Raw genomic sequence first — 18,005 nt, 5'->3', positions numbered from 1 at the left:
GCTTATTTTGTTAACGCTTGGCTTAGTGCCGAATGTAAATTCGAAGGCGTCGTAAACTGTGCATAGGCAGGCCATGCATCGGGTGTATCGTCCTCGCCCAAATATCCCCACAGTGCTACACCGCCGAGCATGCCCGCCGCTTGGGCTGCGAGTAAATCCCGCTCGGCATCGCCTAAATAAAGGATTTGCTGTGGCTTGCACTGCAATTGCTGCGCGCCCAATAGCATAGGTGCGGTATGGGGCTTAGGGTAACGGGTCGAATCGCCGCTGATCATCACCGGCATACGCGAGCTGAGCTTAAGCTTATGTAACAGGGGACGAGTAAAGCGGGCAGGTTTATTGGTGATGACTCCAAATGGCACTCGGCATAACTCGAGCCAGTCAAGCAGTGGGGAAATACCTTCAAACAACTGGCAATGGTCGCCATTGATCCTTTGATAGTGGGCAAGGAGTCCTTGCTGGACTTGGGTGCGTAGCACCTCATCTGCGCCTGGAATGGCCGCATCGACTAAGGCAAAGCTGCCATGGGAGGCGGCGCTACGCATGTCTGCAAAGGGTTTTGCTGCAATACCGACATCAGACAAACTGAGTTTAAGGGCCTGAACCAGATCCGGCGCGGTATCGGCAAGGGTACCATCAAGGTCGAATAAGACCCCTTTAACCTCAGCTAAACTCATCTTAATCTGCCTTTTGCGTTGCAATCATATAGTTTACATCGACCTTAGATGTGTACTTAAAAATCCCTGTTAACGGGTTATAAGTGATCCCAAGGGCGTCTTTGCAGATGAGGTCGGTGTTATCGACTAACTCAATCAATTCGGAAGGTTTAATAAACTTATTATGATCATGAGTGCCGATGGGCAGCATTTTCAGTAAATATTCGGCGCCAATAATGGTTTCAACAAAGGATTTAACATTGCGATTAATTGTAGAGAAAAACACAAAACCACCAGGTTTTACCATATCGCAGCAGGCTTGGATCACTGATTGGGGATTGGGTACGTGTTCGAGCATCTCCATGCAGGTCACCACATCATAGTATTCGCGGTGATCTTCCCTATGAGCCTCAGCGGTGTTTTTCACGTAATTGATGCTCACACCGGTTTCCAGCGCATGCAAGCGTGCAACTTCTAACGGTTCTTCACCCATATCAAGACCATCAACCACTGCACCGATGCGCGCCATACTTTCGGATAAAATGCCACCGCCGCAACCGACGTCGAGCACTTTTTTACCAAAAATCCCACCAGCAGTCTGATCGATATAGTTTAAGCGAAGGGGATTTAATAGATGCAGCGGTTTAAACTCGCCATTGAGATCCCACCAGGTTTCGGCCATACGTTCAAACTTTGCGATTTCCTGTGGGTCTACGTTGGTATTCTGTTGCATGCGATTACCTAAAGCGGCTGAATAGTGCGGCTATTATAACGACAATGGTGGATAAACACAGTATTGGCTGATTCTAAGTCTTTGTGGTTGAGTGAAATTTCAGCAATTATCATTAATTCTTAAACACTTTGTGAAGCGGAGCGGTTTTTCTGCTCGGATATTAATCAAGTCTTGGACTCAATTTCGCCATTAACAACGGATTTTATCGGGTTTAAAAGTGCAAATTGACAGTGTTTTCATCTATTAAGCCACATCCTTCTCAATTCGCGCAGGATAGGTCTGGCGACATTAAATAACTGTGTTAGAATGCCAAATCACGTTTTTGGGCCGCTCAATGATACGGATTATACGTTGTCGGCTAATTTTCAGGGGAACGAGCAGTTTATGACTGATCTGGCATCATCTATTTCGCCAATTAATATCGAAGACGAACTAAAGAATTCGTACCTTGATTACGCCATGAGCGTCATCGTGGGACGTGCATTACCAGACGTGCGTGATGGCCTTAAGCCTGTGCATCGCCGCGTGCTGTTTGCCATGAGTGAATTGAAGAACGATTGGAACAAGCCGTACAAAAAGTCTGCCCGTGTGGTCGGTGACGTGATCGGTAAATATCACCCCCATGGTGATTCGGCGGTTTACGATACTATCGTACGTATGGCTCAGCCCTTCTCTCTGCGTTACACCTTAGTCGACGGTCAAGGAAACTTCGGTTCGGTTGACGGTGACTCTGCAGCGGCAATGCGTTATACCGAAATCCGTATGGATAAGTTAGCGCACCAGCTCCTCGCCGATCTTGAAAAAGAAACTGTTGACTATGTGCCCAACTACGATGGCACTGAACAAATTCCTGCTGTATTACCGACACGTGTCCCTAACCTGTTAATCAACGGTTCTTCGGGTATTGCGGTAGGTATGGCGACTAACATTCCGCCTCATAACTTAACCGAAGTCGTTAAGGGCTGTTTAGCGCTGATCGCCGATCCTGCGCTGTCTATCGAACAGCTGATGGAACATATTCCAGGCCCAGACTTCCCAACGGCTGCGATTATCAATGGCCGTAAAGGCATTATCGATGCGTACAAGACAGGCCGCGGCCGCGCCGTTATGCGCGCGCTGGCCGAAGTCGAAACCGAAGACAGCGGTCGTGAGCGTATTATCGTTACTGAAATCCCTTATCAGGTGAACAAGGCGAAACTCATCGAGAAAATCGCTGAGCTAGTTAAAGATAAGAAAATTGAAGGCATTAGCGGTCTGCGCGATGAGTCTGACAAAGACGGTATGCGCATCGTTATCGAAATCAAGCGTGGCGAAGTGGGCGAAGTTGTCCTGAACAACCTCTATGCCCAGACACAAATGCAATGTTCTTTTGGTATCAACATGGTGGCTTTGACCAATGGTCAGCCTAAGTTGTTCAACTTAAAAGAAATGCTCGAATGCTTTATCCTGCACCGCCGTGAAGTGGTGACTCGCCGTACCGTATTCGAACTGCGTAAAGCGCGCGAACGTGCCCATATTCTTGAGGCATTAGCGGTTGCGCTGGCCAACATCGACCCGATTATTGCTCTGATCAAAGCCTCGCCAACCCCAGCTGACGCTAAAGTCAAACTGGTTGAGCAGGGCTGGGCACTTGGCCATGTACAGGGCATGCTTGAAAAAGCGGGTGATGATGCGGCGCGTCCTGAATGGTTAGAGCCAGAATTCGGTATCCGTGACGGCTTATATTATCTGACTGAGCAACAGGCTCAGGCGATCCTTGAGCTGCGCTTACACCGTTTAACCGGTCTTGAGCACGATAAGATCATCGCCGAATACGAAGAGCTGCTTGAGTTCATCGCGGGTCTGTTGTTTATTCTGCGCAGCCCTGAGCGTTTGATGGAAGTGATCAAAGAAGAGCTGGAAGAAATTCTTGCTGAATACGGTGATGCGCGCCGCACTGTCATCAACGCCAATGAAATTGATATGAGTCTTGAAGACTTAATCAACGAAGAAGACGTAGTTGTGACTCTGTCACACTTAGGTTACGCCAAGTACCAACCACTGAGCGATTACCAAGCCCAGCGCCGTGGTGGTAAGGGTAAAGCTGCAACTAAGGTGAAAGACGAAGATTTCGTTGAAAAACTGCTGGTTGCGAACACCCACGATACGATTCTGTGCTTCTCTGACTTCGGTAAGATGTACTGGCTCAAGGTCTATCAGTTACCGCTGGCGAGCCGGACATCGCGCGGTCGTCCGATTGTTAACTTGCTGCCACTGGCCGATGGCGAACGCATTACGGCGATTCTGCCGGTGCGTGAATACGCCGAAGATAAGTATATTATCATGGCGACCTCTAACGGTACCGTGAAGAAGACTGCGCTGACAGCTTACAGCAACCCACGTGCTAACGGCATTATCGCTGTTAACCTCAAAGACGGTGACCAACTGATCGGTGTCGATATCACCAATGGTGATGATGAGATCATGTTGTTCTCGAACGAAGGTAAAGTGGTTCGCTTTAAAGAAGGCGAAGAAGTGGCTGTCCTCGATGAAAACGGCAACCCAGTGCTGGATGAAGAAGGCAATCCACAAATCAACTTCAAGGGTGTGCGTCCAATGGGCCGCGGTGCGACCGGTGTTCGCGGTATCAAGCTTGAAGAAGGCCAAAAAGTGGTGTCTCTCATCGTACCTAAGGGCGATGGCGCTATCTTAACCGTGACTGAAAACGGCTATGGTAAACGTACTGAACTGTCTGAATACCCATCGAAGAGCCGCGCGACCAAAGGTGTGGTATCGATCAAGGTGAGTGAGCGTAACGGTGCGGTTGTTGGCGCGGTACAAGTTGGCGGTAATGATGAAATCATGCTGATCAGCGACAAAGGTACCTTAGTGCGTACGCCGGCGAACGGTGTGTCTATCATCGGCCGTAATACGCAAGGTGTGACCATTATCCGTACTGCAAGTGATGAGAAAGTGGTTGGTCTGCAACGTATTGATGAGATCCAAGGCGACGAAGATGACGTCGAGCTGGATGAAAACGGTATGCCAATCGTCCCAGTTGTCGCTGAAGGTGACTCTGTTCAACAAGAGCCTTTAGAGGAAGAGGATGAACTGGAAGAAGAATTAGACGAAGATGAAGAGCTTGACGACGAGCAAGACGAAGACTAATTCGAAAGCATAAAAACGAGCGTCCAATTGGACGCTCGTTTTTTTCATGGCAACGTTTTATTTTATGAATTCTAATATCATGGTTTGTGAATAAGGAGAGTGGCAGTGAGCGCGATTTATAATTTCTGTGCAGGTCCTGCGATGTTACCCGCAGCGGTAATGAAAAAAGCACAACAGGAATTACTCGATTGGAATGGGCTAGGTGTCTCCGTGATGGAAGTCAGCCACAGAGGTAAGGAATTTATCGCGCTGACCAAGCAAGCTGAGGCGGATTTACGCGAGCTGATGCACATTCCACAAAACTATCATGTGCTGTTTATGCACGGCGGTGGTCGCGGTCAGTTCTCTGCCGTTGTGAATAATTTTTTAGGTAACCAAGGTCGTGCCCTGTATTTAGTCAGTGGTCAATGGTCTTCTGCGGCATTAGCCGAAGCCCAAAAGCTGGCGGGCGACGCGCAAATTGATAGCCTTAACATTGTTGAAAAACATAATGGACTCAATGCAGTAGTACTGCCTGATCTGCATAACATTGATGCCGATTACCGTTATGTGCACTACTGTCCAAATGAGACAGTTGATGGTATCGAAATTTTTGATGAGTTAGACAGTCCATGGCCGATTGTCGCCGACCTATCATCTACCATTATGTCGCGTGAAATCGATGTCAGCCGTTACGGCTTAATCTATGCCGGTGCGCAGAAGAACATTGGTCCTTCGGGCTTATCTATTGTGATCGTGCGTGATGATATGTTGAAACTGCCGAGTTTAACTCAATCATCCATTATGGATTATCGTTTAGCGGTAGAGCATGATTCTATGTTCAATACGCCACCAACATTTGCCTGGTACTTAGCGGCTGAAGTGTTTGCCTGGCTCAAATCCTTAGGTGGTGTGGCCAGTATCGCGAAAATCAATCAGCAAAAAGCGCAAATGCTATATGCCTGTATCGACGCCAATCCTTTCTATAAAAATGGTGTGGTGGCTGCGAACCGCTCACAAATGAACGTGACTTTCCAACTGGCGGATGAATCCCTTGATGGCGCCTTCTTAAAAGAGGCCGAAGCGGCTGGCTTAGTGGCTTTAAAAGGACACCGAATTGTCGGTGGTATGCGTGCAAGCCTATACAATGCAATGCCACTGGAAGGTGTTGCCGCGCTGGTGACATTTATGAACGAGTTTGCAGCTAAACATCACAAGATTTAGTCCGCACTCACCCTATAGCGCATAAGTTTTAAGCTGTTATACGCAAAAAGCGAATGCACATATGCATTCGCTTTTTTGTTGGCTGGATTTGGTTAGGCACTTTTACCGAGCAAGCCTGTGAGCCGGCGCGCATAACAGACCAATATACTTAGCAATCTATTGGGTAAGTTTTATCGTATTGTTTATCATGATTAAAAATTGATATTTTGATTTTTACCATAAGATAAATTACCAGGAAACCACTGATGGATTTAGCCAAGCTTTCGCGTATTAGTATGAAGCACTTAATCACTTTACACGTGATGCTCGATACTCTGAGCGTTACCGCCAGCGCCGAACGTTTATGCTTAAGCCCTTCATCGGTCAGTAAAACCTTAAGTCAGCTTCGAGACAGTTTGAATGATGAACTGTTTTACCGTAATGGTAATTCACTGGTTGCAACACCTTTAGCCAAACGATTAGGCCCAAGCGTGCAACAAATGATCAATGATATGAATCAGATCATAAGTCAAGATGCGTTTACCCCAATAAACTATGAGGGGCGTTTTTCGCTTGCAATGCGTGAAAGCACCTTTGAACTGCTGGCCGCCAAACTCAGCGCCCATATTTTGAGTTTGGCGCCCCATATTCATCTCGATATTTACAGCAAAGACAATATTGGTTTTGATGGACTCATTAATGGCTCGTTAGACTTTGTACTGTTACCCCATGATTTGAGTCAGCCTAATCCTTCGCAAGATGATCTAGTGTGGGAAACCTTGTTCAGTGATGAAATGATTTGCTTAATGAATGCATCCCATCCCTTGGCCAAACAATCGCATATCAGCTTTGATGACTACCTAAGCTACAGCCATATAGGCATCACAGATACGGATCTGAGTACACCTTATTTTGATATTTTACTCGCTCAGCAATCTAAAAAACGTGCCGTCCCCATTTCAGTGCCAGACTTTGGCAGCGCGGCGTTAATGTGTCACAACAGTGAACTGCTGTTTACCTGCTCGCGCCGCTGGGCATCCATCGCGAGCCAAGCCAAAGGCTTAACAGTGAAACCGTTACCCATCGAATATGGAAAAGTGGCTTATAGCCTCGTATGGCATAAACAAAGTATCAAGGATCCCGCGCTACGCTGGCTGTACGAGCAGATCCTGCTTTGTAGCCGTTAAAGGTAGATGGACGGTAACACGATATTTGTTAAACCTCGCTGGGCAAGGGAGGCTGCTAAGGCTTCAATATCGGTTTGAGTGCAACTTGGCCATGTTAACGCCTCATCAACCACACCATGGTGGTGAAAGGCGTTTAATTTCACCCGCGTATCGGCACCGAGTGTCAGTAAATAGCAAGATAGCGCGTCTATCTCCTGTTCAAAATCCGTAATACCTGGAATATGCAGCAATCTTACTTCATACAGTTTTTGCTGCTGCGCCAAAAGTTGAATGGATTTGAACACCGCATGGTTATCTCGCCCGGTAATGTATCTATGGGAATCTCGTTGCCATGCTTTAAGATCCACCATAGCGCCGTCTAAAAAGGGCAGCAGTTTATGCCAGCCAGTGAGGCTCAAACTGCCATTGGTATCAAGCATACAGGTTAACTGTGATAACGACGTTGATGCCTTAATCGCTTTAAATAATTCAATAATAAATGGCAGTTGTAGACTTGCTTCGCCGCCGCTCACCGTAATGCCATTAATAAATTGACGCTGATGGTGAAGAATCGCCAAGATTTCTTCCACAGTGTGTCGGGTGACTTTGGGATTGGCTTGTTTTGGACACACAGCAAGACAAGTATCGCACTGGCTACAACGGTCTTTATCCCAATGGATCTGATGCTTATTGTTAGCGTTTATCAATGTCAGCGCCTTGTCAGGGCAGGTGGCGATGCAATCGCCACAGCCATCGCATAAGCCGATGGTATGTGGGTTATGGCAGTTTTTACATTGATAGTTGCAGCCCTGCAAGAATAACACGAGCCTGCTGCCAGGCCCGTCGACGCAGGAAAACGGCAATAGTTGGCTGACAATTGCCTGCTTATTTATGGCCGATTTAGTTAACAACACAGCGGGAGTGCTCATGGGCAATAACGCGTGCTTGGCGTTGCAATATGCCGGTATTTTGTGCTGCTTCAGCCCCTAAACCCGTGGTATTAAGGCGCGAACCGCATTGTTTAAATGCTTCAATATCAGAGCGTTTTACCATATAGCCAGTGACGCGCATTAAATCGTTAGAGGCCACATTGGCGGTAAATTCCCTAAAGCCTAACTCCAGTGCCGCTTTACACAGTTGGAACATGGCTTGAGGATTGGATTTGATGGTTTCATCGATAGTCAAAATATCGCTGATCCCCGCCGTATAATACTGGTGATGCTGCGCGAGGGCTTGAATATGGGCGATGGGGTTGGGTTCTGTGCCATAGGGAATGCGAACGCCAGGCGTCACGTTTTTATCGAGACTAATACCGCCCTGTGAATGCAGCAGCGCTCGTCCATGGTAGCCATAGGTGACGGGCGTGGATTTTAATATGGTATCGAGGGCGGCAGAAATACGGTAGCCAAGTTGGTTTGCATCCATGCTATGGCCATAACCTGTGGGTTTGTTTGATTGAGATGATTTGTCTGTCTCACTTGTCATCTGAGCTTGCAGAATATTCACCGCTTCAGCCATACCGTAAATACCAAACATGGGGGCAAAGCGCGATTCATCAATCAATTGTTCTTTAACTAAAAAGCTATCAAAGAAGTGCGACTCTTGATGTAAAAATGCTGAGCGCGCCTCGATAAGTTCGAAGGTGAGTGAGCAGTAATAGGGCAAGACACGCTCAAAAAAGTCATTGATTGATGTGGCCTTTAATGCCACTTCTTTCAGATTGAGTCTAACCAAGGTATTAGCGCCGCCTGCTAATGGTAAGGCATTGTAGCAACTCACAATACCAAAGCCGCGCTTGTCAAATGCACTGGCATGCAGAGGATAGTTGGCGATATGCGGTTTACTGCACTGACAAATATTGGTGGCCGCAATTTGCAATAATTCATCCGGCGTGACGGCGGGGTCATACATAAAGGTTAAATTGGGGGCAACTTGTTTGAGCTCGGCATCAATGCGCAGTAGGGTACGGCAAACAATATTGTCTGTCGGGCCAATATTGACGTGCATAAAGGCGTCGGGCAGGGTTCTGTCTAGCATGATCCAGAACAGCTTTAGTTTACGATAAAGGACATCCGCATCCATTCCTTCCACGAAAGGCATCAAAATGTCGTCCAACTGACCTAAATACACGGGGATATTGGTCACCGATGGCACATGGTGATACAGAATCGTTAAGGCATTGAGGGCTTCATCTAAATCCTGTGCAGGTGAAAGCTCTAAATATTCTGAGCCTTGCTGAAGATAACGGGCATAATCTGGCAATACATAACGCGGTTTAAACGGTGCATGGCCTTCAAACATATCGCAGATCACGCCGTCATTCATTGCCGCGTTAACCTCAGTCGATATCGGCATATAGGGCAAACTTGCCTCAGCCTCCAACGCTAAATAGTTAGATTTTTGCTTAGGTGAAAGCTGCGGGCTCGTGACGATTTGCATTAATTTATCTTGTAATAACATGGCGGAATACACACAAGTTCAATAATGACGATTAATCTACTCAGCAGATTTGGCTTTAAAAAGTGAAAATTACCGTAGCCCCGATTGATAAAATGGAAATCCGCCGACCGAGATCACAACGTGCGGTTTATTGTGATAAGACCGTGGAGTCAACGTCATTCAAATAGGGTTTTACGATTGAAAATAAATGCTTAAAGGGTGACGATGGCGTGGCTTATGAGGTTTTTTGGGGAGAAACGAAAAGGAAGACTCGTCAATCCAAACTAAATAGAACTTGAGTGTAATATTGACAAGCGGTAGATAAACTCTGCTGCATCCTAGATAGAGAATGCAGCAGAGTAAGTCGATGGTTAAAAAGTACTAAATCGCTGGTATTTAAAGCGCTTGTATTAAAGCACTTTGGCAATCGACTTAGCTAAGTAATCCACATTGTCTTCGCTAATGCCTGCTATGCTAATGCGGCTTGACCCTACCATATAAATGCTAAATTCTTTCTGTAGACGCGCCACTTGCTCAGGATTAACTCCAAGGAAGGAGAACATGCCTTTTTGGCGAGCGATAAAGCTAAAGTCGCGATCAACACCATTGGCTTTGAGTTTTTCAACTAAAATCGCGCGGTTACCATTGATACGGTCGCGCATCACTTTGAGCTCATCAAGCCATTCTTGGGTTAATTCTTTTGATCCTAAAATCGTCTCAACAATCGCCGCGCCGTGGGCTGGCGGCATGGAGTAGAGGCAGCGAACCACATAAAGCAGTACAGATTGCGCGATATTGGCGGTATTGGCATCTTTGGCAATCACAGAGCAGGAACCAATACGCTCACGGTACAGACCGAAGTTTTTCGAGCATGAGCTGCACAGGATCATATTATCGACCGCGGCAGCCATTTTACGCACGCCGTAGGCATCAATATCAACACCATCACCAAAACCTTGGTAAGCCATGTCGATAAGCGGGGTAAAACCTTGCTCTTTGGTGAGGGCAACCACTTTGTCCCATTGCTCAGTGGTTAAATCCATCCCACTTGGGTTATGGCAACAGGCGTGAAATAACACCACGTCATCAGGACTCACTTGCGATAATGCAGCAAGCATCTCATCAAATTTCAATGATTTACTATCGTAGTCATAATAGGGATAAGTTTTTACTGTGATCCCAGCAGCTTCGAATAAACCGGTATGGTTAGCCCATGTAGGATCGCTTACCCACAATACCGCATTAGGATTGCAGCGCTTAATAAAGTCACCCGCAACACGCAGGGCGCCTGTACCGCCGGGTGTGGAAACTGTACGAATACGGTTAGCGATAATCGCGCTATGATCACTGCCAAAGGCTAATTGTGTCATCAGGGTATTAAACTGAGGCGAACCAGTTGGACCGATATAGACCTTTGTCGTCTCTGTTTCTAAACGAAATTTCTCGGCTTTTTTTACACAATTGAGAATGGGGGTGTTTCCCGCGGGGTCTTTATAAACACCGACACCTAAGTCTACTTTCTGTGGATGTGTGTCTTCGCGGTACTGGGTCAACAAGCCGAGGATCGGATCCGCAGGCATTGCGATGAGTGAGTTAAACATAGCTCCATCTACCTTTCTAGTTATTAAGCGACAGCATGAATCACATAGGATGTGCGTGATTTATCGATTGAAACCTAGGATAACGTGAATAGATGAAAACTTTAAAGTAAAAATGGTGTTTAGAGACCAATTAGTCTGGCAAAAAAGCCTGCCGAAAAAGCGTTTAGATCACAATTTCACCCATTATATTTAGTATTTTTGTTATTTTTAGGCTGACTTGAGTAAATTTCCGGTTTCAAAAGCCATTTTTTAGTAAAAAACGGTTGAATCCTGCGTCACTATCGGTAATTTTATAACGACGAAGCACCAACAAGGTCCCCAATCTCCTTTTATTAGTAACGTAAACTTGACGTTCTGTAGCGTGAAGTTGCCATTAGCCTATTCAGTTCGCGTGATGACATCAATCACGCCCAAAGAGAAAGAAGATTTATTCATGAAGCAATTACGTCTTGAACCTGTTGTGCAAGTCCGCGGTGAGATCAATATTCCCGGCTCAAAAAGTATTTCAAACCGCGCTTTATTATTGGCGACCTTAGCCAAAGGTACCACCACGCTCACCAATCTGCTCGACTCCGATGATATTCGCCACATGTTGGCGTCTTTAAAGCAGTTAGGGGTTGAATACAGTTTATCGCAAAACAACACTGTCTGTGAACTCATAGGGTTAGGTGGGACGATTTCGGCAGACAGCGCGCAAACGCTGTTTTTAGGCAATGCGGGCACGGCAATGCGGCCATTGTGTGCTGCGCTGACCTTGGGGCGAGGCGAATTTACCTTAACCGGCGAGCCGCGCATGGAAGAGCGTCCTATCGGTGACTTAGTCGATGCCTTAAGGCAACTTGGTGCCAATGTTGTGTATTTAAAAAATGACGGTTTCCCGCCTCTAACCATTAATGCGACTGGTCTTAATGGTGGTGATGTGGAAATTGCCGGCGATCTGTCTAGCCAATTCTTAACGGCGTTGTTAATGGTTGTGCCCCTTGCGAAGGGTAGCGTGAATATTCATGTTAAGGGAGAACTGGTTTCTAAGCCTTATATCGACATCACCTTAGCGCTGATGGCGCAGTTTGGGGTTAATGTTATCAATCATGATTACGCACGCTTTGAGATCCCCGTCGGGCAGCAGTATGTGTCACCGGGTAAAGTGTTAGTAGAAGGGGATGCCTCTTCCGCATCTTACTTTTTAGCGGCGGGTGCCATCAAAGGCGGTGAGGTGAAAGTCACTGGTGTTGGCCGTTTAAGCATTCAAGGCGATGTGAAATTTGCCGATGTGCTGGAAAAAATGGGCGCTGATATTGAGTGGGGCGATGATTATATTATTGCCCGTGGCGCGCCGTTAACTGCGGTTGATTTAGACATGAATCATATTCCCGATGCGGCGATGACCATTGCTACCGCAGCATTGTTTGCTAAGGGCACAACCACCATTCGTAACATTTATAACTGGCGCATTAAAGAGACCGACCGTTTGGCGGCGATGGCAACTGAGCTGCGTAAAGTCGGCGCGTTAGTCGAAGAGGGACATGATTATATTCAAATCACGCCGCCAGCTGTGCTGAATACCGCAGAGATTGACACTTATAACGATCACCGCATGGCCATGTGCTTCTCCATGCTGGCCTTTGCCGATTGCGGGATCACTATTAATGATCCTGACTGCACCTCGAAAACCTTCCCTGACTATTTTGCTCAATTTGCCAGTCTGAAGGCCTAACGTTTTCAGCTAACAGATTGACTTCTGACCATATCAAACAAAAGAAGCCGCATTTGAGCGGCTTCTAAACTTCATAAAAAATCCACGGATTTTATTTGTATATTATTGTACAATGCGGCGCGCTCATTTTCGGGGCTCTACTTATGAACTCACGGATGATGATTATTTTTTGCGGAGGAATGTATGTCTGAACGGGCTCCTGTAGTCACAATCGACGGCCCAAGTGGTGCTGGTAAAGGGACAATTAGCCAATTATTGGCTAAGCATCTAGGTTGGCAACTGCTTGATAGTGGTGCAATTTATCGAGTACTTGCACTAGCTGCCATTCATCACGACGTAGAATTGGAAAATGAAGAGTCCATCACCTTGCTAGCTTCACACCTCGATGTGAAATTTTTAACGGGCAATGAGAAAGACCCCGTTCAAGTGATCTTAGAAGGTGAAGACGTCACCACAGCGATACGTACCCAAGAATGTTCAAATGCTGCCTCTAAAGTGGCGGCGTTTCCCCGTGTTAGGGAAGCCTTATTGCGTCGCCAACGAGCCTTTAGAACGGCACCGGGATTGATCGCCGATGGCCGCGATATGGGGACGGTAGTTTTCCCAACAGCATCGGCTAAATTATATTTAACGGCATCTGCACAAGAGCGGGCTCAAAGACGCTATAATCAGTTGCAGGACAAGGGCTTCGATGTTAATATCGAGCGCCTTTTAGCTGAAATTATCGAACGTGATGACCGCGATATGAATCGTCCTGTGGCACCATTGGTCCCAGCCGAGGATGCGCTCGTTATCGATACAAGCGATAAAGGTATTGATGAAGTACTGGAGCTTGCGCTCAACTTTATCAAGCAAAAATTATCCAGCACTAACTAAAATTATTGCTCGGGTAGGTATTCGTATTAAGGATGATACGGATAATTTGACTGACTCCACGTCTAGGATTGACTGTGGTTTATTACATTAAAGTAACTTAAACATGACTGAATCTTTTGCTGATCTATTTGAACAATCCCTTCAAACTCTGGAATTCCGTCCAGGCTCTATCGTTCGTGGTACTGTAGTTGCTATCGAAAACGGTATGGTTCTGGTTGATGCAGGTCTGAAGTCTGAAAGCCCAATCCCAGCTGAACAATTCAAAAACGCTCAAGGTGTTTTAGAAATCGCTGTTGGTGATGAAGTTGACGTAGCTCTTGACTCTGTTGAAGACGGCTTCGGTGAGACTCAACTGTCTCGCGAAAAAGCGAAACGTCACGAAGCTTGGATCGTTCTGGAAAAAGCTTACGAAGATGCTGAAACTGTAATCGGTATCATCAATGGTAAAGTGAAAGGCGGTTTCACTGTTGAATTAAACGGTATCCGTGCCTTCTTACCAGGTTCTCTAGTTGACGTGCGCCCAGTTCGCGACACCGCTCACTTAGAGTACAAAGAATTAGAATTCAAAGTTATCAAACTAGACCAGAAGCGTAACAACGTTGTTGTTTCTCGTCGTGCAGTTATCGAATCAGAAAGCAGCGCTGAGCGTGATGCACTGTTAGAAAACCTGCAAGAAGGTCAAGCAGTTAAAGGTATCGTTAAGAACCTGACTGACTACGGTGCATTCGTAGATTTAGGTGGCGTTGACGGTCTGTTACATATCACTGATATGGCATGGAAACGCGTTAAGCACCCATCTGAAATCGTCAACGTTGGTGACGAAATCAACGTTAAAGTACTGAAGTATGATCGTGAGCGCACTCGTGTGTCTCTAGGTCTGAAACAACTTGGCGAAGATCCATGGTTAGAAATCAGCAAGCGCTACCCAGAAAACACTAAGTTAACTGGTCGCGTAACTAACCTGACTGACTACGGTTGTTTCGTTGAAATCGAAGAAGGCGTTGAAGGTTTAGTTCACGTTTCTGAAATGGATTGGACTAACAAGAACATCCACCCATCTAAAGTGGTTAACTTAGGTGATGAAGTTGAAGTTCTGGTTCTGGACATCGATGAAGAGCGTCGTCGTATTTCTCTAGGTCTGAAGCAATGTAAGACCAACCCATGGGATGACTTCGCAACTCGTTACAACAAAGGCGACAAGGTTTCTGGTAAGATCAAGTCAATCACTGACTTCGGTATTTTCATCGGTCTTGATGGCGGTATCGATGGTTTAGTTCACTTGTCTGACATTTCTTGGAACGGCACTGGCGAAGACGCAGTATCTGAGTACAAGAAAGGCGACGAAATCCACGCAGTGGTTCTGTCTGTTGACCCAGAGCGTGAGCGTATCAGCTTAGGTGTTAAACAAACTGAAGACGACCCATTCAACGCTTACTTAGCTGACAAGAAGAAAGGTACTATCGTACACGGTACTGTTTCTGCTGTTGATGCTAAAGGTGTGACTGTTGAACTGGCTGACACTGTTGAAGGTTACATCCGTGTAGCTGACATCAGCCGTGAGCGCATCGAAGATGCATCTACTGTTTACTCAGTAGGTGACGCAATCGAAGCTAAGTTCATGGGTGTTGACCGTAAGAACCGTTCTATCAGCCTGTCAATCAAAGCGAAAGACGAAGCTGAAGAAAAAGAAGTAATGGCGACCTTGAATAAACAAGAAGACGCTGTTATTAGTAATGCAATGGCTGAAGCGTTTAAAGCAGCTCGCAAATAATCGCCTGTTGTATGGGGAGATTTTCTCCCCATTAGGTGACTGTGTTTGGCTTGATAATAGGGGATAGCTAGGATGACAAAATCCGAACTGATCGAAAAACTCGCCACCAGGCAGTCGCAGCTGTCGGCGAAAGAGGTAGAAGGCGCAATCAAAGAGATGTTGGAGCAAATGGCATCAACATTAGAAAGCGGTGATCGTATTGAGATCCGTGGCTTTGGTAGTTTCTCGCTTCATTATCGTGCGCCGCGTACTGGCCGCAATCCAAAGACGGGTTCATCCGTCGAATTGGAAGGCAAATACGTCCCGCACTTTAAGCCAGGCAAAGAACTGCGCGAACGCGTTGACGCTGTCAATGTTTAATTGACCGCATTGCAAAAAGCCTCCGCAAGGGGGCTTTTTTATATCTAATGTAAGGCAAAGCTGGTCAGCTCAGTAAATTTCTTGGATAATCAGAAAATTGAAAGGCGTTTAAGGGAGTGCGACGTGAAATCTTTTGTAGCGACAGTCCTAGTGGCACTGTTATTTATAGTGGCTTTGATTTTTGGCGCACGTAATGAACAAGTCGTGACAATCAGCTACTTTGTGGCACAAGGGGAGTACCGTTTACCCGTTGTGTTAGCGATTGTTTTCTTTGCAGGCTTTATGCTTAGTTGGCTGGTAGCGAGCTATTATATTGTGAAACTTAAATTGGCTTTAGCGGCAACGAAAAAGAAATTAACGGTTCAAACTGCTAAAAAACCTCAAGGTGTAGACGCCTAATATGCTTGAGATCCTCTTCCTGTTGCTTCCTATTGCTGCCGGTTACGGTTGGTATATGGGGCGGCGGAGCATAAGGCAAAATCAGAGCAATCAGCGTAAACAATTAAGTCGTGATTATTTCACCGGCTTAAATTACTTATTGTCTAACGAGTCGGACAAAGCGGTCGACTTGTTCATCAGTATGCTCGATGTAGACGATGAAACCATCGACACCCATCTCTCCCTCGGTTCCTTATTCCGTAAGCGTGGAGAGGTTGACCGCTCGATTCGTATCCATCAAAACTTAATTGCCCGTCCTACGCTCACCAATGAGCAGCGCGATATCGCCATGATGGAGCTGGGCAAAGACTATCTTGCCGCGGGATTTTACGACCGTGCTGAAGAAATTTTTCTGAATTTGGTGAGTCAAGATGACCACAGCGAAGAGTCTGAAACTCAGCTGATTGCGATTTACCAAGTGATAAAGGAATGGCAAAAAGCCATCGATATCACCAAACGTTTAAGCCGTAAACGTCAACTCGTACTCAAACCGATAACTGCCCATTTTTATTGCCAACTTGCCGATGAAACCAGTGATGATGCAGAGAAGGTCAAGCTACTGCAACAGGCCTTAAAACAAGATCCCAAATGTGGCCGAGCCTTATTGACTCTTGCCAAGAAATTTCTCGATGCGAAGGATTACAGTCAGTGTAAATCCATGCTGATAGCATTAAAAAAGGCCGATATTGAGCTTTTTGCTGATGCCCTGCCGACGGCTAAAGAAGTATATCGCGATACTCAAGATAAAGAGGGCTATCAAGAGTTATTAGCTGGCGCTATGGCTGAAGGTGCTGGCGCATCCGTAGTGGTGGCGCTTGCCCAACATATGATAAGCCTTGATGAGATTAAAGCTGCTGAAAACATGGTGCTCGATGCGCTTTATCGCCATCCGACCATGAAGGGTTTTCAGCACTTAATGCAAATGCATCTACGCCAAGCAGAAGAAGGGCAAGCTAAACAAAGTTTGACAATGCTTGAGCAACTTGTTGAACAACAAATTAAATTCCGGCCAAGCTACCGCTGTAAAGAATGTGGTTTCCCATCCCATACACTATATTGGCATTGTCCTTCTTGCAAAAAGTGGGGCACCATTAAACGGATCAGAGGCTTGGATGGTGAATAACTTTTTAAAATATCTAGTTAGTGTAACCCTGTTGGAGAGATGATGACGACTAAACCTATCCTCGTAGCGCTTGATTACGATAATAAAAACCACGCTTTACAATTGATAGATCAACTCGATCCCAACATGTGCCGCCTTAAAGTTGGCAAAGAAATGTTTACCCTGTTCGGCCCGCAGTTAGTTAAAGATATCCATGACCGTGGCTTCGATCTTTTCCTCGACTTAAAATTTCACGATATCCCTAATACGGTTGCGAAAGCGGTTGCTGCTGCAGCGGAACTTGGTGTGTGGATGACGAATGTCCATGCCAGTGGCGGCTTAGCGATGATGGAAGCGGCGAGAAAGGCTTTGCTGCCTTACGGTAAAGAGGCGCCAATGCTGATTGCTGTGACGGTATTAACCTCTATGAGCGATGACGATCTGAAGCTCATCGGCATTGATGTGCCAGCATTTGAGCATGTTCAGCGTTTAGCTAAATTGACTAAACAGGCCGGACTTGATGGTGTTGTCTGTTCAGCCCAAGAAGCGAGTGTGCTTAAATCTTTATTAGGCCAAGACTTTAAACTTATTACACCTGGTATTCGTCCTGTGGGTAGTGAGGTTGGCGACCAACACCGTGTGATGACGCCGCCTGAGGCGCTTGCTGCCGGTTCTGATTATTTAGTGATTGGTCGTCCGATCACTAAGGCGACAGATCCTCTGGCTGCGCTGCAGGCGATTCACCAATCTTTGCTTTAGTATACTGAACAGTACACTATTTAGCTTTTAAGGTTCGTATTCGCGACAAACTTTAACTGTT

At 46.3% G+C, this 18,005-nt stretch carries 15 protein-coding genes; 10 read left to right on the top strand and 5 right to left on the bottom strand.

Features of this window, described 5'->3' with window-relative positions:
• Positions 1–2: 2 nt before the first annotated feature.
• Together CEQ32_RS04925 and ubiG are read right to left on the bottom strand one after the other, a co-directional pair.
• Positions 3–677 carry an HAD family hydrolase gene (locus CEQ32_RS04925; protein ID WP_088585606.1) on the bottom strand — a complete coding sequence of 225 codons (675 nt, stop codon included), beginning with the start codon at positions 675–677 and terminating at the stop codon, positions 3–5.
• Between the two features lies 1 nt (position 678).
• On the bottom strand, positions 679–1,389 hold the full coding sequence (ubiG, locus tag CEQ32_RS04920; protein ID WP_037418885.1) for a bifunctional 2-polyprenyl-6-hydroxyphenol methylase/3-demethylubiquinol 3-O-methyltransferase UbiG: 711 nt from the start codon (positions 1,387–1,389) through the stop codon (positions 679–681).
• Between the two features lie 384 nt (positions 1,390–1,773).
• Between ubiG and gyrA the strand changes: the two genes are divergently transcribed.
• The 3 genes from gyrA (at position 1,774) to CEQ32_RS04905 (ending at position 6,905) form a co-directional block, all read left to right on the top strand.
• Entirely contained in the window at positions 1,774–4,536 is a 2,763-nt protein-coding gene (gyrA, locus tag CEQ32_RS04915; protein ID WP_088586947.1) for a DNA gyrase subunit A, read from the top strand.
• Between the two features lie 105 nt (positions 4,537–4,641).
• Positions 4,642–5,739 (top strand): 3-phosphoserine/phosphohydroxythreonine transaminase, encoded by a 1,098-nt coding sequence (gene serC / locus CEQ32_RS04910; RefSeq protein ID WP_088585605.1) that lies wholly within the window; start codon positions 4,642–4,644, stop codon positions 5,737–5,739.
• A gap of 245 nt (positions 5,740–5,984) precedes the next feature.
• On the top strand, positions 5,985–6,905 hold the full coding sequence (locus CEQ32_RS04905; protein WP_088585604.1) for a LysR family transcriptional regulator: 921 nt from the start codon (positions 5,985–5,987) through the stop codon (positions 6,903–6,905).
• Here CEQ32_RS04905 and CEQ32_RS04900 read toward each other — a convergent pair.
• The 3 genes from CEQ32_RS04900 to CEQ32_RS04890 form a co-directional block, all read right to left on the bottom strand.
• Positions 6,902–7,813 (bottom strand): YjjW family glycine radical enzyme activase, encoded by a 912-nt coding sequence (locus CEQ32_RS04900; RefSeq protein WP_188870350.1) that lies wholly within the window; start codon positions 7,811–7,813, stop codon positions 6,902–6,904. The genes CEQ32_RS04905 and CEQ32_RS04900 overlap by 4 nt on opposite strands.
• Positions 7,785–9,344: a YjjI family glycine radical enzyme gene (locus CEQ32_RS04895; protein WP_088586946.1), complete on the bottom strand. Its 1,560-nt coding sequence runs from the start codon at positions 9,342–9,344 to the stop codon at positions 7,785–7,787. The genes CEQ32_RS04900 and CEQ32_RS04895 overlap by 29 nt, the downstream gene beginning before the upstream one ends.
• Positions 9,345–9,733: 389 nt before the next feature.
• Entirely contained in the window at positions 9,734–10,924 is a 1,191-nt protein-coding gene (locus CEQ32_RS04890) for an amino acid aminotransferase (RefSeq protein ID WP_088585603.1), read from the bottom strand.
• Between the two features lie 433 nt (positions 10,925–11,357).
• Here CEQ32_RS04890 and aroA point away from each other — a divergent pair, with 433 nt between their 5' ends.
• From aroA to pyrF, 7 genes are all read left to right on the top strand, one after another.
• Positions 11,358–12,638, top strand: a complete 1,281-nt coding sequence (aroA, locus tag CEQ32_RS04885) for a 3-phosphoshikimate 1-carboxyvinyltransferase (RefSeq protein WP_088585602.1) — start codon at positions 11,358–11,360, stop codon at positions 12,636–12,638.
• A 183-nt stretch (positions 12,639–12,821) separates the two neighbouring features.
• On the top strand, positions 12,822–13,514 hold the full coding sequence (gene cmk, locus CEQ32_RS04880; RefSeq protein WP_037418896.1) for a (d)CMP kinase: 693 nt from the start codon (positions 12,822–12,824) through the stop codon (positions 13,512–13,514).
• 103 nt (positions 13,515–13,617) lie between these two features.
• Positions 13,618–15,285 carry a 30S ribosomal protein S1 gene (gene rpsA / locus CEQ32_RS04875; RefSeq protein ID WP_011072381.1) on the top strand — a complete coding sequence of 556 codons (1,668 nt, stop codon included), beginning with the start codon at positions 13,618–13,620 and terminating at the stop codon, positions 15,283–15,285.
• 72 nt (positions 15,286–15,357) lie between these two features.
• Positions 15,358–15,645 carry an integration host factor subunit beta gene (gene ihfB / locus CEQ32_RS04870; protein ID WP_037418898.1) on the top strand — a complete coding sequence of 96 codons (288 nt, stop codon included), beginning with the start codon at positions 15,358–15,360 and terminating at the stop codon, positions 15,643–15,645.
• 123 nt (positions 15,646–15,768) lie between these two features.
• Positions 15,769–16,044: a LapA family protein gene (locus CEQ32_RS04865; RefSeq protein ID WP_037418900.1), complete on the top strand. Its 276-nt coding sequence runs from the start codon at positions 15,769–15,771 to the stop codon at positions 16,042–16,044.
• Between the two features lies 1 nt (position 16,045).
• Complete coding sequence (gene lapB, locus CEQ32_RS04860; protein WP_037418905.1) at positions 16,046–17,206, top strand: lipopolysaccharide assembly protein LapB; 1,161 nt, start codon at positions 16,046–16,048, stop codon at positions 17,204–17,206.
• A gap of 42 nt (positions 17,207–17,248) precedes the next feature.
• The gene (pyrF, locus tag CEQ32_RS04855) at positions 17,249–17,944 is read left to right on the top strand and encodes an orotidine-5'-phosphate decarboxylase (protein ID WP_088585601.1); all 696 of its coding nucleotides are present in this window, start codon (positions 17,249–17,251) and stop codon (positions 17,942–17,944) included.
• Positions 17,945–18,005 lie beyond the last annotated feature (61 nt).

The organism is Shewanella sp. FDAARGOS_354 (genome assembly GCF_002209245.2).
Taxonomy (GTDB): domain Bacteria; phylum Pseudomonadota; class Gammaproteobacteria; order Enterobacterales; family Shewanellaceae; genus Shewanella; species Shewanella xiamenensis.
The sequence above is the reverse complement of the archived record's forward strand: the minus strand, read 5'-3'. Positions and strand labels throughout refer to the sequence as shown.